19 protein-coding genes and 1 tRNA gene are annotated in these 23083 nt (G+C 46.2%); 13 read left to right on the forward strand and 7 right to left on the reverse strand.

Annotation, left to right across the window (positions count from 1 at the left end; genetic code table 11):
* The first annotated feature begins 109 nt into the window (after positions 1 to 109).
* From QUA58_RS03445 to QUA58_RS03465, 5 genes are all read left to right on the forward strand, one after another.
* Positions 110 to 274, forward strand: coding sequence for a hypothetical protein (locus QUA58_RS03445; protein WP_333393043.1), 165 nt, complete (start codon positions 110 to 112; stop codon positions 272 to 274).
* A gap of 30 nt (positions 275 to 304) precedes the next feature.
* On the forward strand, positions 305 to 1249 hold the full coding sequence (gene uvsE / locus QUA58_RS03450) for a UV DNA damage repair endonuclease UvsE (RefSeq protein ID WP_333393044.1): 945 nt from the start codon (positions 305 to 307) through the stop codon (positions 1247 to 1249).
* Positions 1250 to 1700: 451 nt separating this feature from the next.
* A complete protein-coding gene (locus QUA58_RS03455) occupies positions 1701 to 2372 on the forward strand; it encodes an SOS response-associated peptidase (RefSeq protein ID WP_333393045.1) in 672 nt (223 codons plus the stop codon).
* Between the two features lie 149 nt (positions 2373 to 2521).
* Complete coding sequence (locus QUA58_RS03460) at positions 2522 to 2911, forward strand: VOC family protein (RefSeq protein ID WP_333256107.1); 390 nt, start codon at positions 2522 to 2524, stop codon at positions 2909 to 2911.
* 29 nt (positions 2912 to 2940) lie between these two features.
* On the forward strand, positions 2941 to 3345 hold the full coding sequence (locus QUA58_RS03465; protein ID WP_333393046.1) for an MAPEG family protein: 405 nt from the start codon (positions 2941 to 2943) through the stop codon (positions 3343 to 3345).
* Positions 3346 to 3434: 89 nt separating this feature from the next.
* On the opposite strand, the gene QUA58_RS03470 is transcribed toward QUA58_RS03465, so the two are convergent.
* Positions 3435 to 4052: a CP12 domain-containing protein gene (locus tag QUA58_RS03470; protein WP_333256111.1), complete on the reverse strand. Its 618-nt coding sequence runs from the start codon at positions 4050 to 4052 to the stop codon at positions 3435 to 3437.
* A gap of 495 nt (positions 4053 to 4547) precedes the next feature.
* Here QUA58_RS03470 and glpX point away from each other — a divergent pair, with 495 nt between their 5' ends.
* From glpX to QUA58_RS03485, 3 genes are all read left to right on the forward strand, one after another.
* Entirely contained in the window at positions 4548 to 5585 is a 1038-nt protein-coding gene (glpX, locus tag QUA58_RS03475; RefSeq protein ID WP_333256113.1) for a class II fructose-bisphosphatase, read from the forward strand.
* Between the two features lie 159 nt (positions 5586 to 5744).
* The gene (locus QUA58_RS03480) at positions 5745 to 7037 is read left to right on the forward strand and encodes a glutamyl-tRNA reductase (RefSeq protein WP_333256114.1); all 1293 of its coding nucleotides are present in this window, start codon (positions 5745 to 5747) and stop codon (positions 7035 to 7037) included.
* A 359-nt stretch (positions 7038 to 7396) separates the two neighbouring features.
* Positions 7397 to 10423, forward strand: coding sequence for a UPF0182 family protein (locus QUA58_RS03485; protein ID WP_333393047.1), 3027 nt, complete (start codon positions 7397 to 7399; stop codon positions 10421 to 10423).
* Between the two features lie 130 nt (positions 10424 to 10553).
* On the opposite strand, the gene QUA58_RS03490 is transcribed toward QUA58_RS03485, so the two are convergent.
* The 4 genes from QUA58_RS03490 to QUA58_RS03505 all read right to left on the reverse strand — a co-directional run bounded on the left by QUA58_RS03490 (position 10554) and on the right by QUA58_RS03505 (position 14473).
* Entirely contained in the window at positions 10554 to 11222 is a 669-nt protein-coding gene (locus QUA58_RS03490) for a hypothetical protein (RefSeq protein WP_333393049.1), read from the reverse strand.
* A 23-nt stretch (positions 11223 to 11245) separates the two neighbouring features.
* On the reverse strand, positions 11246 to 12196 hold the full coding sequence (locus QUA58_RS03495) for a hypothetical protein (protein WP_333256120.1): 951 nt from the start codon (positions 12194 to 12196) through the stop codon (positions 11246 to 11248).
* A 241-nt stretch (positions 12197 to 12437) separates the two neighbouring features.
* A complete protein-coding gene (locus tag QUA58_RS03500) occupies positions 12438 to 13964 on the reverse strand; it encodes a site-2 protease family protein (protein ID WP_445243704.1) in 1527 nt (508 codons plus the stop codon).
* 435 nt (positions 13965 to 14399) lie between these two features.
* Positions 14400 to 14473: transfer RNA gene (locus QUA58_RS03505), tRNA-Arg, on the reverse strand.
* Between the two features lie 1092 nt (positions 14474 to 15565).
* On the opposite strand from QUA58_RS03505, the gene QUA58_RS03510 reads away from it, so the two are divergent.
* The 3 genes from QUA58_RS03510 to QUA58_RS03520 all read left to right on the forward strand — a co-directional run bounded on the left by QUA58_RS03510 (position 15566) and on the right by QUA58_RS03520 (position 19004).
* The gene (locus QUA58_RS03510; protein ID WP_333055855.1) at positions 15566 to 16240 is read left to right on the forward strand and encodes an Npun_F0813 family protein; all 675 of its coding nucleotides are present in this window, start codon (positions 15566 to 15568) and stop codon (positions 16238 to 16240) included.
* A 558-nt stretch (positions 16241 to 16798) separates the two neighbouring features.
* A complete protein-coding gene (locus tag QUA58_RS03515) occupies positions 16799 to 17854 on the forward strand; it encodes a hypothetical protein (RefSeq protein WP_333256124.1) in 1056 nt (351 codons plus the stop codon).
* 154 nt (positions 17855 to 18008) lie between these two features.
* Positions 18009 to 19004, forward strand: a complete 996-nt coding sequence (locus QUA58_RS03520; RefSeq protein WP_333393051.1) for a hypothetical protein — start codon at positions 18009 to 18011, stop codon at positions 19002 to 19004.
* Positions 19005 to 19020: 16 nt separating this feature from the next.
* On the opposite strand, the gene QUA58_RS03525 is transcribed toward QUA58_RS03520, so the two are convergent.
* Positions 19021 to 19296, reverse strand: a complete 276-nt coding sequence (locus QUA58_RS03525; RefSeq protein WP_333393052.1) for a LapA family protein — start codon at positions 19294 to 19296, stop codon at positions 19021 to 19023.
* Positions 19297 to 19659: 363 nt separating this feature from the next.
* On the reverse strand, positions 19660 to 21093 hold the full coding sequence (locus QUA58_RS03530) for a phosphoglucomutase/phosphomannomutase family protein (protein ID WP_333255971.1): 1434 nt from the start codon (positions 21091 to 21093) through the stop codon (positions 19660 to 19662).
* Positions 21094 to 21332: 239 nt separating this feature from the next.
* Here QUA58_RS03530 and QUA58_RS03535 point away from each other — a divergent pair, with 239 nt between their 5' ends.
* Positions 21333 to 21485: a hypothetical protein gene (locus QUA58_RS03535; RefSeq protein WP_333393053.1), complete on the forward strand. Its 153-nt coding sequence runs from the start codon at positions 21333 to 21335 to the stop codon at positions 21483 to 21485.
* A 489-nt stretch (positions 21486 to 21974) separates the two neighbouring features.
* Entirely contained in the window at positions 21975 to 23069 is a 1095-nt protein-coding gene (locus QUA58_RS03540) for a hypothetical protein (RefSeq protein WP_333393055.1), read from the forward strand.
* Positions 23070 to 23083: the final 14 nt, after the last annotated feature.

The raw sequence follows: 23083 nt of genomic DNA on the forward strand, positions 1-23083 counted from the left end.
TCTGCTGTGCGATGTACTTAAGCAGATCTCTGACTTAAGATAGGCGATCGCCCGCAGCAGCTAAGTCTAAGCTAGAAATTGTTCCATAAACCTAATTGAGGAAACAAAGATGAGCAGCGGTCACGCCAGCCATAAAGGCTCTTCCACAAAACCCAATACCTACACTAACGGTCAAATTACATCCCCTGACGACCAACCCGCTGACCCGCTAAATCAAGAAACATCCGGTTATCCGTTCCATAACGAAGCAATGGAAAATATTGAACCTATTTAACATAAAATTAAAGTTAGGGATTATTGAGAAATGATCGAGATTAATCAACTATTTCAAAAAAACAAATTGCCGGAATTGGGGTTAGTCTGCATTACAACATCCGATGCCGTTCGCTTTCGCACTGTCACGCGCAAGCGACTTTTACAGCTTGCGGAAACTGAACAAGAAAAAATCTTGCGCGAACTTTATGCGGACAACTTAAAGCGGCTTGACAAAGCGATCGACTTTTGTGCTGCTAATGGGATTAAGCTCTACCGCATGACTTCTGCACTGTTCCCTTTTGTAGATACAGATTTGGGGGAAGCAGTGCTACACTCCATGACTGAGGAATTGCGGAAGACGGGCGATCGCGCTCTTTCTTTGGGCATCCGCTTGGTACTCCACCCCGATCAATTTGTAGTCCTCAGTTCCGACAAGCTTTCTGTGGTTGAAAACAGCATTAAAATTCTCGCGGCTCATGCTTTAATTTTAGATATGTTGGGACAGCCCCGATCGCCCTACGCACTGATGAACATTCACGGCGGTAAGGGCGATCGCACTTCGCAACTCACATCAGTCATCCGCGACTTACCCGAATCTATTCGATCGCGCTTAACCTTTGAAAATGACGAATACGCTTACAGTTCCTCGGAAATTTTAGAAGTTTGTCTCGATACCGGCGTACCAATGGTGTTTGACGCCCACCACCACGTCATTCACGAACATTTAGAAACTTACGACGATCCCAGCGTTGCCGAAATGCTGGCAGCAGCCCGCACAACTTGGTCTGTTCCTGAATGGCAATTAGTACACATATCGAATGGAAAAGAGTTTTTTGCCGATCCGCGCCACAGCGATTTAATTACAGAAATGCCTAATTGCTATTATCAGGCTCCTTGGATTGAAGTAGAAGCTAAATTCAAAGAATTAGCTATTGAAAAGTTGCGCGCCGAATGGTTGTCTGCGAATGTTCCACAATTTAGCAGTGTCTCATAGGGGCGGGTTTTACAAACAATAATTGCCTAAAACCAATCATCTCGAAAACCCACCCCCACCCAACGGTAAATCGTAAGAACAGGCAAGATGCCTGTTCCACAAAGAATGAATTTTCTTGTGGGGTGGGCGTCTCGCCCGCCCGGTTTAGTGCGACAGTCCGAGAGGGTTTTTAACGGTAAATCGCAAGAACAGGCAAGATGCCTGTTCCACAAAGAATGAATTTTCTTGTGGGTGTCCCGCCCGGTTTAGTCCGACAGTCCGACAGGGGTTAAAAACCCCTGTCTCATAGCTAAAGTCCTCTAAAAGAGGACTAAAATAGATAGATATTGAGTTCGTATTTCCAGTCGGTTTTAACCGAATTTAGGGGTTTCAACCCCTGCCGGACTGCCGGATTGCCCGACTGTCGAACTGCCGGAATCGGTAAAAACCGCGTTAATACAGCTATAAAATTATGTGTGGACGATACACTTTAACTGTTTCATCTCAAATCATCGCCGAATTCTTCAAACTGTCGGAAGTTCCCGACATCAAACCGCGATACAATATCGCCCCCACTCAATCAGTTGCGACAGTCACAGTTTCTCCCGAAAATATGCAGCGACAGTTCCAATTTATGCGCTGGGGTTTGATTCCAAGTTGGGCGAAAGACATCAAAATAGGCAGCAAGATGATCAATGCGCGATCGGAAACTGTAGCCGAAAAACCAGCTTTTCGCAGCGCCATCAAGCACAGGCGATGTTTGATAGTCGCTGACGGCTTCTACGAATGGCAACAGCAGGGAAAGAACAAACAGCCTTACTATTTTCAAAAGGCAGACGACGAACCTTTTGCTTTTGCGGGTTTGTGGGAAAATTGGGAATCTCCAGAAAAAGAAAACATTGTATCTTGCAGTATAATTACTACCGCTGCTAACGAAACAGTGCAGCCGTTGCACGATCGAATGCCAGTGATTCTCCCCGACAGCGATTGGGAACAGTGGCTAGATCCTGCTGTTAAAAATGCTCAGGAAGTTTTGCCTTTGTTAAAGCCCTATGCTTCCGAAGCCATGAAAGCAAAGGCGGTAAGTGCGATCGTCAACAGTGCAAGTAGAGACAGTCCCGAATGTATTAGCGATCGGCAATAAATCATTGCAGCGGACAAAACCGAGATAGTTTGAGTTATGATGTAAAATAATGTTTGAGTTGTAGCTTTTGTTTTCTAAGGATCAGTTTAACTCAGTTGTTATTTGCTCAAACTTTTTTTTATCTTAACATCAGTTAGAGGACAAAAAATATGATTGGATACGTTACAGTCGGCACCAACAATCTTGAACGTGCAGCCAAGTTTTATGATACTTTGCTTGCGGAAATTGGCGCTCAACGATTCATGGAATTCGACCGATTTATCGCATGGAGCGTTTCTCCAGAGATGCCAGGATTTGCTGTTGCAAAACCCTTTGATGGCAACGAAGCAACTGTTGGTAATGGCGTAATGATCGCACTTCAAGTTGACAGTCCAGAAAAAGTCAACTTAGTTTATAACAAAGCGATCGAACTTGGCGCTAAGGATGAAGGAGCAGTGGGGTCAAGAGGCACGTTACCGGGGTTTTATGTGGGATATTTTCGGGATCTAGATGGGAATAAGCTGAACGTGTTTTATATGATTCAGCAGCCCGCTTCCTAAAATATTAGTAAGTTTTAGTGGGTGAGTTTATGAATTCGATTAACATGACCTTTCCCCTATGGGGTTTAGCAATTTTCATTCTGTGGACGATCGCTGTCGTTATCCTTTTACTGACAATCAAGATTCGGCATCTATCTGCGGGTGGATCTGTCAAAGATTTTGGCACACCAAATGATGAAAGCTTGCTGTGGCGGCTATTTCGGGTACAGTCTAATCTAGTAGAAAACCTGCCTTTGTATCTGGGAGTTGTTTTCCTGCTGACAGTTCGGGGCGTATCTGGGACACCGGTAGATTTGCTGATAGTTGTCTACATAGTGTTTCGGATTCTACACTCGGTCATTCACATCGCTGGAATTAATCCCATATATCGCCTTGTTAGCTTAGTGATTCAGTTAGTTTGCTTAGTCGCCTTAACGGTGATGACATTTTTATAAAGGCAGAAAGTAGAAAGCAGAATTTTTGATTATTCCAACTGCTAACTGCCAACTGCCAACAGTCAACTGCCAACTGCCAACCGACTAAATTAACTGTCGTACATTCGCGCTTCGGCAGCTTCGGGATTTTCCTCGCAATACTCGTCAAAAGCCGTTTTCTCAAGCTTCATCGATCGCTGGTGAGAAGCCTCAGCCTGCATTTCCTCTACAATATCCCACGCTACCGCGCACTCTCTAGAAGTAGCGCCTTTCTCAGCACAGATACTTCTGGCCTCCGCGATCGCCTGTTCGATTTGTTCCTCAAATAAAATACTTTTGGGCTTCTCGACAAAATCGCTTTTTGTCAAGATATCCGTTACCGAAATAATCCCTAGCAATTTGTCTTTAATCACCGGCGCCCGGCGGATGCGGGTATTCGCGAACAACCTAGCCACATATTCCACGCCCAAGTCAGGATTCACCGTAATGCACGGTTTGGTCATAATCTCGAAGACGCGGACTTTTTTCGGGTCTACCCCGTAGGCTGCTACTTTATAGACAATATCCGTTTCCGTGACAATGCCGTAGGCATCTTGTTCGTGGCGGCGTTCCACAATCAACGCGCGCAAACACAAATCGTTCATCATCGCCACCGCTTCAGCTACCGTTGCTGAACCGCGAATGGTAACAACTTCTGTTGTCATAATATCTTGGGCTTTCATCATCATTTTTTATTGCTTCCCGCTGATAAAGTCTACTGCGTCCCGATTTGGGGCTGTCCATTTGATTTGTGATCATCATTAAGACTTACCCTCAGAAACCCGGTTTCTACGAAAATATTGGGTTTAGTAACGATAAATCCAGTCTAGCCAGCAGGTTTCTGAGAAATCGTGCGATCGCAAACTAATCATAAAACCTTTAACGGCATTCGGGATGACAAGTTGCCGGAAACAGCCGATCGCTCCCCCGGAACCTCTGGAGTCCGCGATTTAGCGCTCAGACGGGGCTAGCGTGGGCTCCTCCAAGCAAGAGTGAAGTATTGGGGCGATCTCGATCTTTGAGCTTGTTGGACTCAGATTTTCCAGCCCCAGTCTCAAAGAAGCAAAAGTTAACACAAACTAAGCAACTGCTTGCGCTCGCAGAGATCCCCGCCTCTGATAAACTTGATGGCTGGGAGTGCAAAAGAGCACAGGCAAGCATCAGAAGTTGGGAGAATAAAGTTTGTGGACAATGTAATCGGTTTAGAGATTATCGAAGTAGTCGAGCAGGCAGCCATCGCTTCCGCTCGCTTGATGGGCAAAGGCGAGAAAGATGAAGCCGACAGAGTGGCTGTAGAAGCCATGCGTGAGCGCATGAACAAAATTCATATGCGCGGCCGCATCGTGATCGGCGAAGGCGAACGCGATGACGCACCCATGCTTTACATCGGCGAACAAGTAGGTATTTGTACCCGCGAAGATGCCAAAGATGTCTGCAACCTAGATGAATTGATCGAAATTGACATCGCCGTTGACCCCTGCGAAGGAACTAACCTAGTTGCTTACGGTCAAAACGGTTCGATGGCAGTTTTGGCAATCTCTGAGAAAGGAGGTTTGTTTGCTGCACCGGATTTCTACATGAACAAATTGGCTGCTCCTGCGGCTGCTAAGAATCATGTAGATATTCGCAAAACACCAACCCAAAACCTCAAAATTATCTCAGATTGTCTCGGCCGCAGTATTGAAGATTTGGTAGTGGTGGTGATGGATCGCCCCCGACACAAAGATTTAATAAATGAAATTCGGGCAGCGGGTTCAAGAGTTCGACTGATCAGCGACGGCGACGTTTCGGCAGCGATTTCTTGCGCGTTTTCTGGTTCTAATATCCACGCGCTGATGGGTATTGGCGCAGCACCTGAAGGTGTGATTTCCGCAGCAGCAATGCGCTGCTTGGGCGGTCACTTCCAAGGGCAGTTAATTTACGATCCGGCTATTGTCAAAACTGGTTTGATCGGCGAAAGCAAAGAGAAGAATATCGCCCGCTTGACAGAGATGGGCATCACAGATCCAGACAAGATTTACAATGCTGAAGAGTTGGCATCTGGAGAAACTGTTCTGTTTGCAGCTTGCGGAATTACTCCCGGAACGCTGATGGATGGAGTTCGCTTCTTTGGCGGCGGCGCTCGCACTGAAAGTTTGGTAATTTCTTCTCAGTCGAAGACGGCTCGGTTTGTGGATACAATCCATATGTTTGAACAGCCGAAATCTCTGCAATTGAAGTAGTCATTAGTTAAAGGTTAAGAGTTAACAGTTAATTTTGAAATGTTAATTTTTCACCGCTAACCGTTGACAGTCACCGGTGATTATAAATTAGCGATAAACTAAGAATTAATCACAGGTGACTGTTGATAACTAAGAAATAAATAGTGACAAATCACAGATATGAATATTGCCGTCATAGGTCTCAGCCACAAAACAGCGCCGGTTGAAGTTCGCGAAAAACTGAGCATTCCAGAACAAAAAGTTGAAGCTGCGATCGCCCAATTGCGCGGCTACCCCCACATTCAAGAGGTTGCCATCCTCAGCACATGCAACCGCTTAGAGATTTATATTGTTACCAGCGAGTCGGAGCCTGGTGTGCGAGAGGTTATTCAGTTCCTTTCCGAATGTAGTAAAGTTCCTTTGCAGTCTTTGCGCCCTCACCTGTTTATTTTGCTGCACGAAGATGCGGTGATGCACTTGATGCGAGTGGCTTCGGGCCTCGATAGTTTGGTGCTTGGAGAAGGACAAATTTTGGCTCAGGTGAAACAAACTCACAAACTCGCCCAGCAGTACAAAGGTGTAGGCAGAATTTTAGAGCGCTTGTTCAAGCAAGCTCTCACAGCAGGGAAGCGAGTTCGCACGGAAACTAGCATCGGTACCGGTGCAGTTTCGATTAGTTCGGCGGCGGCAGAATTGGCTCAAATGAAGGGTCAGCATTTAGCAAGCAGCAAAATTGCGATTATCGGTGCTGGCAAAATGTCGCGACTTTTGGTGCAGCATTTGCTCTCAAAAGGAGCTAGTCATATTTCGATCGTTAATCGCTCTGTGCGGGGCGCGCTGGAGTTGGCCGGTCAGTTTAAAGATGCTGAATTGCACCTGTATCAGCTCTCGGAAATGATGCAGATAATTGCCGCTTCTGACTTGGTTTTTACCAGTACGGCAGCTACCGAGCCACTGTTAAATAAAGCTAAATTGGAAGAGGTTTTAGACCCGAATCGCCCTTTGATGTTGGTGGATATTTCTGTGCCACGCAACATTGACTCGGATGCGAATGAACTCGCTAATGTGCGATCGTTTAATGTGGACGACTTGAAAGCAGTGGTAGCTCAAAATCACGAAAGCCGCCGCAAAATGGCAATGGAAGCTCAGGGCTTGCTGGAACAGGAAGTAGAGGCTTTTGATCTCTGGTGGCGCAGTCTGGAAACTGTTCCTACTATTAGCTGTTTGCGGGATAAGATAGAATTGATTCGGGAACAAGAGTTAGAAAAAGCTTTATCGCGTCTGGGTTCGGAATTTTCGGAGAAACATCAAGATGTGATTGAATCTTTAACAAGGGGGATTGTGAATAAGATTTTGCACGATCCGATGGTACAGTTACGTGCTCAGCAGGATATTGAGGCACGCAGACAAGCGATGCAGACTTTGCAAACGCTGTTTAATTTGGATGTGGATGTCAATCAGCAGTACAGCTAGTTGACAGTTGACAGTTGATAGTTGACAGTTGACAGTTGGCAGTTGGCAGTTGTCATTAGTCATTAGTCATTAGTCATTAGTCATTAGTCATTGATGATGTTTTGCATCAGCTTTTAATGTAATTAGGACTTACCCATTTGGTCACCAACGGGGTTTCTTAACTCGAATTTAGGGACTTGTTACCAGGCAGAGCCTGGTAACGCAGATTAGGAGGCTCTGCCTCCATTTTTGGATGAGGCAGAGCCTCTGGATATCGGTTCCCTGGCAGAGCCTGGGAACAAGTTTAATGACTAACAACTAATGACTAATGACTAACAACTAATGACTCATGACTCATGACTCTTCCCAACTAATGACTAATGACTATTAAGCGAATTTATAAATTAATTTTATTGCTTGTAGGGCTGTGGCTGGTTTTGGAGTTAGCCTCCCGCATTGCGGCAGAAATTCTCTGGTTTCAGGAAGTTGGATATCTTCAGGTTTTTCTCTTAAAGCTGAAAACTCAAGGGTTGCTGGGGACGATCGCAATTGCTGTTTCTTCTGTCTTTTTGCTCGGAAATTTGGCTTTAGCCCGCCGCCTGCAACATCCCGCAGAAGAAATGAAATCGCCGGTGGCGGCGGGGCTATTCGCTTCGCTGAGGGCGAACAAAACGGGGAAGAATACCGGGAAGAATTACGAATTACCTGTTGCTAAATCCCAAATTACCTTTTTCTGGCTGCTGTTGACGGTATTCGGATTGAGTTCGATCGCCACTTTGACAGTAATTCACTGCGGGCTGTTAGCTGCCAGCAGCCTCACCTATCTCGGTATAGGGGGCAATGTGCCTCCACTGCCCGTAAAGTTAGGAATTGACTCAATCCAGCCAGGGCTGGTACAGCTATTTTCTGGGTGGTGGCAGTTGGGCTTGCTGCTGGGGACAATGTTAGCTGTGGCAATTAAGCCTGATTTTTGGCTGCGGGCGATCGCTCTTTTTCTCAGTGTGGCGATGGGGATCGTTGCCGTCAGTCGCTGGACAAATATTTTGCAATATTTCCACGCTACTAATTTTAATATAACCGACCCTATTTTCAACCATAATATTAGCTTTTATGTATTTATTTTTCCAATCTTAGAGTTGCTAAGCTTATTGCTGACAGTTGTATTTTTGTACGGTTTAGTATCTGGCGCTTTAACATATTTGCTGTCGGGAAACAGCCTGAGTCAAGGTAGATTTTTGGGGTTTTCGCGATCGCAGCAGCGCCATTTGTACGGCTTAGGTGCAGCTTTCATGCTAGCCACCGCAGTTCGGTACTGGCTGGGGCGTTACGCATTGATGTACTCGCGCGGAGACGTTACCTACGGAGCGAATTACGCTGATGTGACGGTGCGACTGCCCGTCTATGGATTGTTGAGCGTGTTGGCTGGGGCGATCGCACTTTTGATGCTTTACCAAGTTTGGCAATTCAAAACTGCCAATAAACTGATTAAAAAGATTGTTTTAGTGTGGATAATTTTGAGTTTTTTGGGAGGTTGGCTGCTGCCAAAAATTGTGCAGCAACTGCTAGTCAAACCAAACGAAATAGCGCGAGAACAGCCGTACATCAAGCGCAGCATTGCCTTTACTCAAGAAGCTTTCGATCTCAAAAAAATTGAAATCAAAACTTTCGATCCGGCCGGGAAACTTACATATAAAGACTTAGAAAGAAATCAACTGACTGTTAGCAACATCCGGCTGTGGGACAAGCGACCGCTGCTGGAAACCAACCGACAGTTACAGCAAATCAGACCGTATTATACATTTCCTGATGCGGATATCGATCGCTACACAATCAAAAAGAAAACCGCAAAAAAGGGAGAAACTGAAAGCCAGCAAGTAATTCTGGCGGCGCGGGAACTAGATTATGCAGCAGTTGCGCCGGAAGCTCAAACTTGGGTGAACGAACATCTGGTGTACACGCACGGTTACGGCTTTACTCTTTCTCCGGTAAACACAGTCGGTGTCGGCGGTTTACCCGATTATTTTGTTAAAGATATTGGAGTTGCAGCCGAGAAAGGAGAGACTGCTTTAGATATAACTAGCGATCGAGTTCGGGTGAGTATCCCGATCGGCTATCCGCGCATTTACTACGGCGCAGTCACCGATACAGACGTGATGACGCCCACGCAAGTCAAGGAATTCGACTATCCCAGCGGCGAAGAAAATGTTTACAACAATTACAGCGGCAGAGGCGGAATTGCGATCGGTTCTCTGTGGCGGCGCTGGCTGTTTGCTAATTATCTCAAAAATTGGCAAATGGCGCTGACTCGCAATTTTACGCCAGAAACTAAATTATTGTACCGTCGCAACATTAACCAAAGAGTTCGGGCGATCGCTCCTTTTTTGCGCTACGATTCCGACCCGTATTTGGTAGTAGCAAACGCCAATCTGAGTAAAGATGATATAGAAAAAAATAACAATAAAAATGGTAATAAAAATCAGCCATCTTCCTCAAATACTAATAGTGACGATCCTCCTAACTATCTTTACTGGATTATCGATGCATATACAGCGAGCGATCGCTACCCCTATTCAGATCCGGGTCAAAATGAATTTAACTACATCCGCAACTCAGTAAAAGTAGTCATTGACGCTTACCACGGCTCGGTTGACTTCTATGTTGCAAATCCCTCAGACCCGATTATCAACAGTTGGGCTCAGATATTTCCCGGACTATTCAAACCCCTTGACAAAATGCCTCTGGCTATCCGCAAACATATTAGGTATCCCGTAGATTTGTTAAACATTCAATCAGAACGCTTGCTAACTTATCACATGGAAGACCCGCAGGTATTTTACAATCGGGAGGATTTGTGGCGAGTTCCCAAGGAAATTTATGGCAGCGAACAGCAGCCGCTAGCACCGTACTATTTAATTACGAAACTGCCGACGGAAACTTCCGAAGAGTTTATTTTGCTGCTGCCGTTTACACCAGTAGGTCGCAACAATTTAATTGCTTGGATTGCAGGGCGATCGGACGACCAAAATTACGGAAAATTGCTGTTATACCAGTTTCCCAAACAGCGATTAGTTTACGGGCCGGAACAAATAGAAGCATTAATCAATCAAGACCCGGTTATTTCCGAACAAATATCTCTCTGGAATCGCCAGGGTTCAAAAGCAATTCAAGGAAATTTATTAGTCATTCCCATCGAACAATCTTTGCTGTACGTAGAACCTCTTTATTTAGAAGCGGAACGCAATAGTTTGCCAACTTTAGTCAGAGTTATTGTTGCCTACGAAAACCGCATCGTCATGGCCGAAAATCTAGACTTAGCACTCAAGGCAGTTTTTCAAGAAACACCTACTAATAAACCTGCAATTATTCGACCTGTAGAAGTTACAGCCCCGGCTTTAAAGAGTGAATGATATCAATTCCGGTTGCACTCCTGATGATTGTTGACTGTTGACTGTAGAAGGAGGGGTCGAAAGACTGAATGGTTGAGTGTTAAGTGTTGACTCGATTTTATTATTCCGATGCAACCGGAAACGATATAAATTACTGCGATTTCTGTTCGCTAGCAGCCTTGATATCCTGCCACCAAACATCGACATAGGGCCACATCAATGTCTCATCTCCTCCAGAATCTAGTTTCACTGTCACCTCATAACGGTAAATATGCGTGAGTTCGCCAGTTTTACCATTCAAATACAATTGTTTGGGATTGTCGGTGATAATTTCTACCCTTTGATTCAACAGTGGCAGCATCTGGGTAGAAGAACCCTGAAACGGATTTTTGCCTTTGATCGCATAGCCACCAATCAAAGATAAGTACATTGAAGCTAGAAAAAATACTGTACATAAACCCACAATTAGCAGTGTTTTTCGTTGTGAAAAAGTGGTATAAACGCTCGCACATCCTACGATCATAGTTCCAAAAAACAACAAATTTGGCAGGTACAGCCCATCTTCCAGAAACACGCTACCAAAAAACATGAGGGCTACCTGAAAACCAAATAATGCAGCCACCCAACTCCACCCAGTTAGCAACGATGCAGATAGTAGCCAATTCATTGCTATAGTAAGGGCGATCGCCATTGCTATTGCTCCAAGTGGTGCTGCATAATCGTACTCCCTGAAGGGAAGAAGAACAAAAAAGACTAAAGCATAAGCAAAACCCGCAAAAGCCAGTGCTAATCCACTAATTATTTCGTTCCCGTTCAGCATTGTCAAAAGAGTTGCATTGTCGATCACTTAGGATCGATCGACTTAACAAATTGTTGCACAGGCTGTGGTAGAGCCGGCACAAAAGTCTTTCTAAAACCCTTCACATCGAACACTCGCCACAAAATACCTACCGCTACCGTCAAGAAAAATAACGCTCCCAAAAAATTGAACGCACTAGACAGAAAACCGCTGTTCCTTTTTTTCGGAGGTGTAATATGTTTCATGCGATATACAGCCGGCTCGTAATCTCTCGACTCCTCGCGATTGCGCCGCGGCGTTTTGGGCCGGGAACTCGCACTGCGGCTCTGAGTCAAACCCGTTTTATTAGTTTTAGTAAAACTGCTGGGCGATTTTAGCTCAGAAGCGCCGCGGGTTCCCGTTAACTTGCTAGCAGAAGCCCCCGTTTGGCCAACAGCAGCATCCTGAATTCTGCTGTTAGGGCGCTGAGTGGATTTGCGATCGGCGAGGGTACGCATCAAACTTTGCAATTGCTGAGTCGCCGCCGGCGGGCGTTCCCCTTTCCTCGCCCAATTTAACAGCATCGCCCCGGTAATCCCGCAGAGATTCGTAGTGCCTACAGAAGCCAGCCGCTTCAGCAGAGGCTGGCTGTTGGACACAAAAATCACCAATGCCTCCGGGTGTTCGGTCGCCAAACCGTAAACACACTGAGCCGTCGCCACTACTAGCATTGCTGGCTTGCTTTGATTTTTGATCGAAGGTTCGAGAGCTCGGTGTGTTTCCTGAGCGTCAGTTGCAATCCAGCCACTGTCGGCAAAAAATCGCATAAACTCTCTAGCTACTTGCTCTTGCTCTTTTTCCACCGCCTGCCCTGTCAGACGATCTATTTCGTCGTACACTACTTCCGGGATATAGCAAGTTCCCACCTTGGCATATTCTTGCCACACTTGGGTTCTGCCAGTCATTAAAACATCTGCATCAAAAGTTACCAATACAGGAGGAAGTTGATTAGCCATGACTTTATCCTATAGGCTCAGATAAGTTATTTAAACTTAATCGATCAAGTTTAAACAAATTTTGGGTTATAAAAAAATCAACTTTTGGTAGTAGATAAATTGCCCTGGGCGCGGGTCTTAATTGGAAATTAGTAGTTAGGAACCCGATCGCCCTTCAGTTCCCCAGTTTGATCGGTCAATTCCTAGATTCCACTAATTTACCCCAACCCAAGAGCCTATTACCAAAGATGCCCGACTACTGCTAGTTCCCGATGCCCAGACGGCCAGCCAAAGCCGGAGTCAAAGGCAACAGGGCAGCAATCATCAAGAACAAAGCTAGCAAACCCAAAGCCGCGCGAGCGTCGTCAGGCTCAGTCAGCTCGTTGAGGCTCGGCCGTTCCAGATTCCGCTGTAAAATCAGAATCACGATCGCCCAATACAGAGCCAAAGGATTAACTAAAGAAACGATGGCCAGCACCACAAAAGTCGCCAAAGTAGTGCGACTGGCTATTTTCCGACCGTAGATGGCTTGCACGATTCTACCCCCGTCCAACTGTCCCGCCGGCATCAAATTAATCGCCGTTATTACCAAGCCCAACCAACCGATAACTACCAGCGGGTGAACGTCAACAATCTGCTGCTGCAACGCCGAACCCAAAACCACTTTTGCCAAAGTTCCCACCAAAACCGAGCCCTTGAAAAATTCTGCGGGAATTTGAAACAAACTGCCGGGGTGAGACAGCAGCAAACCCGTTACCAGCATTAGCAGAGAAACTATTCCCCCAGCCGCTGATCCGGCAAAAGCGATGTCAAACAAAACTTTACGGTTGGGCAGCAGCGACTCAAAACGGTCGATCGCTCCAAAACAACCTATCTGCAAAGTCGGTATAAAAAACGGCCAACTCAAGCCCACCTTGTACCGATTTGCCAGCACTCGGCGAGCAATTTCCCCAGAGCCTAAAACCGCCCAAATTCCTGCTGCAATTGGCAGAACTTCTAGATATCTAGCCGGCGAGTTAAAGAAATCGAAACCTAACAGCAAACCGCCTGTCTCTAAGCTAGTAGCAATTGTTGCCAGCAGCAGCACGACTGCTAGGATTTTTTGAGATACGGTAGTTGGCTGCGGGTCGTTGGTGCTGGGCAAGATAATAACTACCGGCTTGTCGTCCTGATTTTCTACTAAAAATAGGCGGTAGCGATCGTTTAATTTTTCTTCCAAACTTGCCGTCAAACGTGAGTGTACTTGTTCTGGGTCTCCCCGGAGATTGCCTTTGAGAATTACCCCATCTTGATAGGGAATTGTTTCTGTGGCAAAGAAAGTATCAATTCCAAATATGCCTTTAATTGCCTTGAGGTCTTCCACTGGAACGGGAATTATTTCTGATTCATTATTCGCCGGCGAGGCAGTGACGATTTTAATGGTTTCTGGGCCTGGTGGTCGCTGCGACTCAGGAGCGGAGAAAGCATCGCTTTGGGACTTTACCTCAGCAGCATCCGGCCGGGGCAGCACTGCATCCGATGCAGCCTTACGCAATTGCCGGCCCAGATAAATGTATAATCCCGTGGATGCCACCAGCAGCAACAATACCGCAACTAGATTGAGGTAAATTCCGGCGGCGAACAAACCAAAGAACAGCAGCCAGGGACTCATCAGCGCAACAGACTGCAACCAAGCCAAAATTCCCAGTTTGCCAAAAGGTCTGGCGCGATAAAATCCCCAACCCAGAATTCCCAGAGCAAGCAATACGAGAGCAATTGTTGCCGTATTTTCCGATGCAACTATAGGCATTCCGGTTGCTTGCGCCAATAGGGGCTTTAATCGGTCGATCGCGCTGCGGTCGAGTAATAGCATTAAATTTTGGGGAATATGAAATAGAGTTGTTGGGAACATATCCAAACCTATCGGAAACTAGCCTGATTACTAAGGATAACCCCTGAGGGCTACTCGGCCCACAACCTGCTGCTGGTGCTGTTTGAACATCAAAGGCTCTAGGCTATTGACACAAAAGACTTTTTGTGATATCACATCAGCAGTGGCAAGCATATACTCAGAAGGGTAGCAGTGTCGATCGCCCAGAAGCAGGCAGATTCGCCCAGTTTGGCAGGCGGGGCTTTTGTAAGGATTCGGGCATCCGAAACAAACGCACAACAAATAAGGTTTGAGCCGCTCTTTACTTTGCGGCAGAAAATAGCTGAAACCCTTGATATCATTAATTTTGCTTAACGGGTACGGCAGGACTTGAACCTGCGGCTCGCTGCTTAGAAGGCAGCTACTCTATCCAACTGAGTTACGCACCCAACTCAAAAATCGCTAACAAGATTATTGTATAGGTGTAGTGTGCGATCAAGCAAGTAAATTATGTGATGACTTACGCAGAAACCGCTTTGATCTACAAAAATATGGCGTGCAGCGCGATGGCTCGGGAAAAAAAACCAAGGTGATGAGAGTGCCTGTGCCTCCAAGACTGTATCTGACACAAGCTGGAGGGACTCACCTGCAAACAGCACAATTGTAAATTTACAATCAAAACTTGGTAGGACGTGAACTCGGGTCAGTAACTCTTGGCTCAAGCCACTGAGCTTGCAGGAGAAATCAAGCAAGCTGTACTGACCCACCGAAGTCTTCACTGACTACGTTATTGGGGTCACGACACCGGAGAATGCGACGCTAGTTTTCCGCTCTGTCGCTTGTAGCTAAACAGTTTTAAAGTCACTGAAACACTGCTGCGAGCAACGACAAGCCTTTATAACCAAGGCACAAAGCGAACATTACCCCGAAAGGGTGAAGGAGGCAAGCATACCTCCGAGAGGGGCAACCATACCCCTCTCCCCGCAAGGGGATTCAAGGCGGTTGAAACCGCCGGATCGTTTTCCACGAGCGGGCTGAAGCCACTGAGTTTCTCACTTATCGAGTATTTTTATGACTAATTTGCTGATATTGAGTTATGTTGGCTAACATTCTGCTCGACTTGATATTTGATAAAAATGTGGTAGAACTAGGATTGAAAGACTCAGGTGAAAATCCCTGATGGTACGGAGCCTCTATATAAGCTTCCTCTACGGCATCAAAGCAAAACAGTCAATCGCCCGCTCGGCACGAGCGCGAAAATCAAGCGTTGCCAGTACAGCAGTCGTAAATTGTGCGCGGGGGATTTTCCTTCGTGCATTGATTTATACGCCAAGGCTGAGAGACAATCTCAGCTTAGATATTTGTTAGCATTTGTTAGCAAAAAAGTATGGAACGCTTGAGGAGAGAACCATCTTTGGGTGATCGGGAGCAATCCTGCTAATTTAAGTGGACTCGCTGAATCAAGAATCCCTTCGCCTTTAGGCATGGGGAGTGTCAAAAGCACAGCACCTCGGCCATGACAGGAGTCAAATCGCAGTGTCATGTTTATTCTGAAACGGCAGGATGTTGAAATAACCAATTTTCAACACCCAAAACGGGATCAACAAATTCCCATTCTCAATTATCAGGGGCAGACTTTTCGCCTAATCAGCGCCTTCAACGGCAAGCAAGCAGAAGACGCCAGAGCCTTGTGGCGGGACTTAACCGACAACCGAGGCAAAGCCTGTGTTCTGCTAGAAGAGCCGGATCGATATAGCGTCTGGGGAAAAGTCCGTTTAGATCAGCTTGCCGGTGAAGAACCGGCAGGGAATGAAGCAGCCAAAGCACCACTGTTCGCGCAGGCTTGTCTGCTGCTCCTCCAAGCTGTTTACTTCGATGTAGAAGACCTCTTAGGCGCAAGGCAAGCCACATCGTTTCAGAAAGATATCGCCAAGGTATTTCAGCAGGGAAACTTCCCCCAGGCAGACTCCCCTGATGCGATAAAAAACTGGCTAACCGTTAGTCCCTTGCAAAATCACAAGGTGCCTCCTTGGCAAGAGCAGCATCTCAAGACCTTATTGCAAGAACTCCACCGCTTGGGCAAATCATATTTTGGCAATACGGACTTCGCGGAGGGAGTGAGCGATGTGCTGCAAGATATGCCAGCACCGGATCGGACTCAGTTTCTAGATTGGCTGAAACAATCAGCCCTCAACAAATTGTGGATCGCAGGATAGAAAATCTTGGACAATTGCTCAGACAATTGGGTCCAGATAATTGAGCTTAGATAATTGCACTGTAGGGGGTAGGCGATATACAGGTTGGATGGCCAACTTGTATTGACAACCAAATTGTTGATTCGGTTTGGATGCCACCTATGGTCGCGCAATTTAACTCAGTTTCGATCACAGTCCCCACCTACAATCATTGATATGAGTGGGGAAGTGTGAAAGCAAAAAAACAGCTCCCTCAAATGTTGAGGGTAGAATTTCAGAGATAGATTGGGTACTGTAAAAGCCTTAAGGGTGGAGACATATACCGTATTTCTATCATTATATTTCCGGGTACAAGATCGACTAACGACTAATTCGTTGAATTAGTAAATAGATATTATTCTTGCTTAGTCTTTCTAGAGTGTACGAGGGCAAAAGTCCCGACGACACACTGAGGACGCCAGTTATTCCGGAAGCGTCAGATCAAGGTTTTTTAAGTTTTTTTGGCGAAAGAATCCTCATCTACAATCAAAGATTGAGATGAGGTGCGTTCAACCGCTAGTTAGGTCTCGTGGAATCCCTATGAGTAGCACTTCAGAAAAGTCATCTACATCTTCATCTTTACTTTCAGCTCAGACCCTAGTGATTGTGGGCATTGTCTGGGCTGTAATGGCGCTGCTGTTCTTTTTGCTGTTCAGCGTCCCCCTCTCAGCAGAAGATGGTTTACCTCTTTGGTACTCGATCGGCACTTATATTTTTGAATGCGGAGCATACTTCGGAGCGGCTTTAGTCTGTTTTAGAAACTGGCAAAGCCCGCACATGGTCAGTGGGCGCAACGTCTGGCTGGGCATTGGTCTGGGGATGCTGTTCTATTTCATAGCCGGCGTGCTGTTCGGGATTTGGGAACTCTATTTCGGGTTAGACCCGGACGTGTCTCCTGCAGATGCGTTTTATCTGGGCAGCTATGTGGTCCTGATCGGGGGCATGGTTGTAGCTGTGACTTCCAAGCGACTGAATCTAGAAATTTGGCAGTGGGGCTTGTTAGCGGGAATTGCAGCCTTCGGGATTGCTGTAGCTATTTGGGTTGCTGCACCTGACTCTTGGAGGACCCAGCTAGGAATGGCTCCGGCAGCCACTCAAGAAGTAGTGACAGAATCTGAACCAGCAACCACTGCCACAGGAAGAGCGCCTGGTTTGGAAAATTCGTCTAAGTTACAGGCAAAAGCAGCCGCGACCGATGCTGCATCAGCACCCGAAGAAGAAGAAGCAGAAATCAAAGCTCCCGGATGGGTGATGGCACTAGACAAGCAACTGGCGCCTCACAAAAATGCAATCAATTTGTTTTACATCGTCGGGGACGTTTTTCTGCTGATTATTGCTACTGCATTGCTGCTGGCATTTTGGGGAGGACGTTTTTCCCAATCTTGGAGAATGATTGCGGCTGCAACTTTTTCGCTTTACATCGCAGATATGTATTTTAAATGGCGCGATACTCAGGCTGAGGGTAGTTATCAAAGTGGCAGTTTGCTGGAAGTCTTTTTTGTTTTCAGTGCCATCCTGTTTGGGATTGGAGCTATCTTGGAACATGACATCTCAACCCGTTCTCGCCAGAGCAGGCGCAGTCGTCGCGCAGCCTAGCGATTTGATATTGGGGTTGCTTTGGCAAACGATGGGGATGCGAAAGCTTTTTTGCCCTTGTCGGCATCTGTGAGCTTGAAATTGAAAATGAAAAATCACAGTTCGCTGACTGCTAGCCTGCGTCTTTTCACGTCTTTTTGCTGGGAAACTTGGCATGACGCCTACAAAACTCTCCGATTCAGACAAACGCGAACTCATCAGGCTGTACCGACAGTCAAACGAGAATACTATCACTCTGGCAAAGCGCTACGGAGTGAGCAGTTCGACTGTGAGGCGCATCCTTCAGGGGGCTTTGTCGGAGCCGGAATACGAATTTCTAGTCCAGCAAAAACAAAAGCGTTTGTCCGATCGCAGCAGTGTTTCTGAACCGACAGAGGCGACTGCTGAGTCGTCAAAGCTCGATCGCGAAACCGATCCTGTAGGTGGCCCGTCTGAGTCAGTCCCAGTCCAGCCGTCAGTCGCAAATTCGCGGCCGGCGATCCGAAAGCGTTCTTTATCAACCGCCCAAGCAGTTGCAGAAGTTGAAATTCTAGGAACTTTACAGTCGGATTTGGATGTTTCTGATTTGCCAGATACCGAAGTAGCAAATCTTGCCGATCGCAATGATCGCGCTGTGACTGGGGAACTACAGGCAATTCTGCCAGAAGAAGGACTGCTGGCAGGTGAAGATTTTAGCGATTTCGAGGAAGATGAGGACGAGGATGAAGACGATTTAGATGACGACTTCGACGAAGATTTAGAGGATGAAGACTCTCTGTTTGAAGGCAGTCTGCTGGGTTCAATATCGTCGGGCGAGTCGATCCTCTTCGAGGGCTTCGCTAACGAGCTTGGGGCTACAGGGCTGATTCAAGTTTTGCCTTTAAGCGAAGCGTCTCTGCCCAAAATTTGTTATTTAGTTGTCGATCGGGCAGCAGAGTTAATCACTAGACCTCTAAAAGCTTTTGGCGAACTAGGTCAAATTCCGGCGGCGGAAATTCGCGAGAAAACCCTGGCAGTGTTTGACAATCACCGAGTTGCCCGCCGATTTGCTACTCGCAATCAAAGAGTTTTCAAGATTCCTGACGGTAGGCTGCTGCAAAAAGCTGCGCCTTACTTGCTAGCCAAAGGAATTACTCGGCTGCTGATTGACGGCCAGGTGTATTCCATCTAAGAATTCAGCAATTAACTTAATATTCTGCGGTGTTGGAGTCTTCTGGATTTGCCGGAAATTTAGGACGCGAGTTTTGCGACTCTGAAAGGTTCCACAGCGGTTGCAGCAGCGCACCGCCGATCAGTCCTGCACTAATGCTCATTGCCAATACTACTCCTACGGGCATTTGTATCGATTTAAAAAAGATAAAATTTAAGGATACTGGGGCGGCGTTCTGCACTGAGATAATGCCGATCGCGCTTGCTAAAATTGCTACTAAAAAACTAATGGCGAGCAGAGGAATTGTTTTCATAAAAGGGTTGACAGGCTACTTATTTAACTAATATAATTGTTTTACAATCTAAATATGTGTTAAAGTTTTATTTGTGCAAATATCCCATTATTTAATAATATACAATAAGACTAGGGAAAAAGTCAAGTAGATGCGGAAAAAAATTAGGAAATTTTTTAATTATTAAAAGTTTAAAATAAATAAATTTACCAATCCCAAACTTTAACAAATCCACGTGTATTGCCAATATATAACTAGCTGAGCATTATCGTTGATGAATGTTCAGAGGCTCTACAAGAGTTATCAAAAAGATGTGAGGTGCTCTGCGGGCACCTCACAATCTCAAGCGGTAGAGAAAAACCCCGCGTTGGAATAGGTTGAAATTTAAACAGGTTCTAACTGAGAAATTACCTTTTCCATGTATTGGGCAACTTTGGCTTCTTTTTCCACAGAATTTGTTTCCATGTAAACGCGCATCAGGGGTTCGGTTCCCGAAGGCCGCAGCAATACCCAGCCGCCATCTTCAAGATAAAGTTTAATTCCGTCTTTGCGGCCGATTTCCTTAACGCCAATACCTGCTACTTCTGTGGGGGGATTCTTGGTAAAAGAGTCCAAAACGGCTGCTTTGTGGGCTTCTTCTAGGTGCAAGTCCAAGCGTTTGTTGTACAGGGGGCCGTCGGCTTCTTTAATGGCTTCTTCGACTAGCTGAGAAAGCGGTTTGCCTTCATAGGCGATCGCCTCAGCAACTAGCATATCAGCCAAAATCCCGTCTTTTTCGGGAATGTGACCCAAAACGCTCAAACCGCCAGATTCTTCGCCACCGATGAGCACGGCAGTTTCCCGCATTTTTTCGCCGATGTATTTAAAACCGACTGCCGTTTCGTAGATTGTTAAACCGTACTTGGCGGCCATATTGTCGAGCAAGTGCGTAGTTGCGACTGTACGGACGATCGCCCCAGTCAATCCTTTATTCTTAACCAAGTGACGCGCCAGCAGCAACAGTACAGTATTTGGAGTCAAGACATTTCCCAACTCGTCAACAATACCAAAGCGATCGGCATCGCCATCGGTAGCTAAACCCAAATCAGCCGAATCCTTCTTAACAGCTTCCACCAACTCGACTAATTGTTCGCCCTTGGGTTCGGGCATTCCGCCACCAAACAGCACGTCGCGGTAGGTGTGAAAACTTTCGACATCGCAACCACAGTGTTCCAAAACGTCGTCGAGATAACCGCGAGAAGTCGAATAGAGAGCGTCGTACTTGACCTTCAACTTAGCAGAGCGAATCCGCTCCACATCGATCAAAGTATAAAGAAACTTCAGATATTCGGGTTTCGGGTCAAAAGTGGAGATTTTATCGTTGTGACTGCCTTTCGCCGGGGCATCAGAAGCACCAGCAATATTTGCCACAATTGTATCGGTAATTTCCGGGGTAGCCGGGCCGGCGTAGTCGGGGATGTATTTGATGCCGCAGTAAGGTGCGGGATTGTGGGAAGCGGTGAACATCAGGGCTCCTGCGGAGTTGAGATGCTTGGCGCTGTAAGCGATGACTGGTGTGGGGCAATCTCGATCGACCACAAGCACAGTCCATCCCAAATCTGCCAAGACTTCGGCAGAGGTGCGGGCGAACTCGTCTGCCAGAAAGCGGGTATCGTAGGATACTAGCACTGGGCGGTCTTTGGTGTAAGCGGTTTCTAGGTAACTGGCGATCGCCCGGGTGACTTTTCGCACGTTGGCAAAAGTAAAGTCATGGGCAATCAGTCCCCGCCACCCATCGGTTCCGAACTTGATTTCTGTTGAATTGCTGCTGGCGCTCATTTTATTCACTTCCTTTCGTCCTACTAATCCTACCCGAAGCCATAGCCTTAAAGACGTACTGGCCGTGCTGTTTGTGAGGATCGATCGCCCGTGGGGCCCGCATCAACCTAATCCTATCGTTGTAGAGACAGGCTTCGGCCTCCGGCAGAGGACTCGAAAAACTCAGACTTGGCAAAATGTGGGAGAGATCAGGCGAGTCACTCGCCAATTCCGGCTTTGAAGGGTAGTTTGCCGATCGAATGGACGACGATCTATTGCGGGCGATTCCCTACGGGCTAGCTTCGCTTCACGGGGAAGCTAAAAAACTGAGCGCAAAAAACCGCGCTGGCAATGGCATTAACGAAATGCACATAAATCTGATTCTTATCTCAAATTTTATTCTTTATTTATAAAACCCGATTGTTGAATTTGTTACGGTTTCCTAACAATCGCCAGCCTCAAAATACATTTCTAATTCAGGTAGGTAAATAAATTAACCACAGTCACTGCTCGATCGCGCTGTAAGCTAGCTTCTTTAAGAAGTTAGGGTGATCGATCGAAGCACTCCAAAACAAAGATAAAGTATTTCAAGCAGTTTTTTTGAGGCATACTCGACTTTAATTCTCAGCTTTTAAGACAAAGTAAATTTATTTATAGCCCTCTTTATAGGTCAAAAAAATAACTTAGGATCACGATCACAGGGTGAGGGTGATCCTTCGCACAATAAATAGCGTTATTAACGTGCAGCTTATAAAAGATGCAGGCAGTCTAGCCAAATGGCTTATAGCTTTAAGCGTAATGGCTGATGACTGTCAGCGTACAAATGCAGAAAATTGTAGTTAACAACGTTAAAAATTAGGAGAATCGACCGGGTGCGACTTAATAAAAAAACGAGGTTTATCATGACGGGTATTTCACAAATATCTTCAAAATTTTTACCAGCAGCAGACCAACTTCAACAGGGCGCAAGTCAGGCGTCCCAAGGTATTACCGGATCGGACACTGACAAACTCCCAAAAGCTAAAGGTGTCAGCGTTTCTTCCTTCGCAGTTAGCTGGGCAAAAAAATATTACAGTACAGTTGCGACACGAGAGAACCAAGCGCCACGCCAAATTCTCCCAAGGCTCGATTTAACTAATTTTGAGGGAAATAGAGCTCCAATAGTTGACAAATTGACAGATACCCTGAAATTAGCCAGCGAGATAGCTTGGAGTAGAGTAGAAGCTCTTTTAGGGAAACAAATAGAGCGCCACGCGATCGATAAGAGCTTAATTAATCCTTTAGAAATTTCCGCCGACACTCGCACCTTATATCGGAAAGCAATAGACGCTTATGCGGATAGAGAACCTGTTTTCCGCTTGTCAGTGCTGGTGGGAAAAGATATTATCAAAGTGAGGCGAAAATACTCAGAGACAGATTCGTTAGTGCTGGGATTTGTGACAATGGAGTTTCAATACACTAGCAAAATCTTGTTAGGATGTCTTTCGGAGTCAGAGCGATCGGAATTTGCGCCCTACTTAAAAGTTGTAGACGACTACCTGCACATTCCCTACGGAGAGATTAACGAGGCTGCGGCGAATCAGCCCCCGAATTCTAGAGCTCTATTAGCCGTTCAGCATTTATTGCAGCACACGACTCAGATTGCTAGTGCAGTGTACGATCGAGCTAGTTCCCAGCATCAAGGATACCGCAGCAGCAGCGGGTATTTGAGCGATCGCGAGGTAAAAAATTCTGGTATCCGGGATGTCGAGATTTTTCAAAGCTATTTGTGCTGGTGCGTTTTGGAAGGTAGCATTCACCCGGTACAGCAAGAATTGTTTCCAATTTGCGTGATGTTGTACCCGAAACTTCATGTAAGTTGGGAGTTAGTGCAGGATATGCTGCTGATTTTATTTTGGGAAATATGTGAGTGGCTTCCTGCTGAAGATTTAACGGTATTTGTACCTTACTTGCGTACTTTGACAGAGATGTTTTCCAGGGATGTGTTTGATAATTAGGTAATGGCTAATTG

It is taken from the genome of Microcoleus sp. N9_A1 (assembly GCF_036701795.1).
Taxonomy (GTDB): domain Bacteria; phylum Cyanobacteriota; class Cyanobacteriia; order Cyanobacteriales; family Microcoleaceae; genus Microcoleus.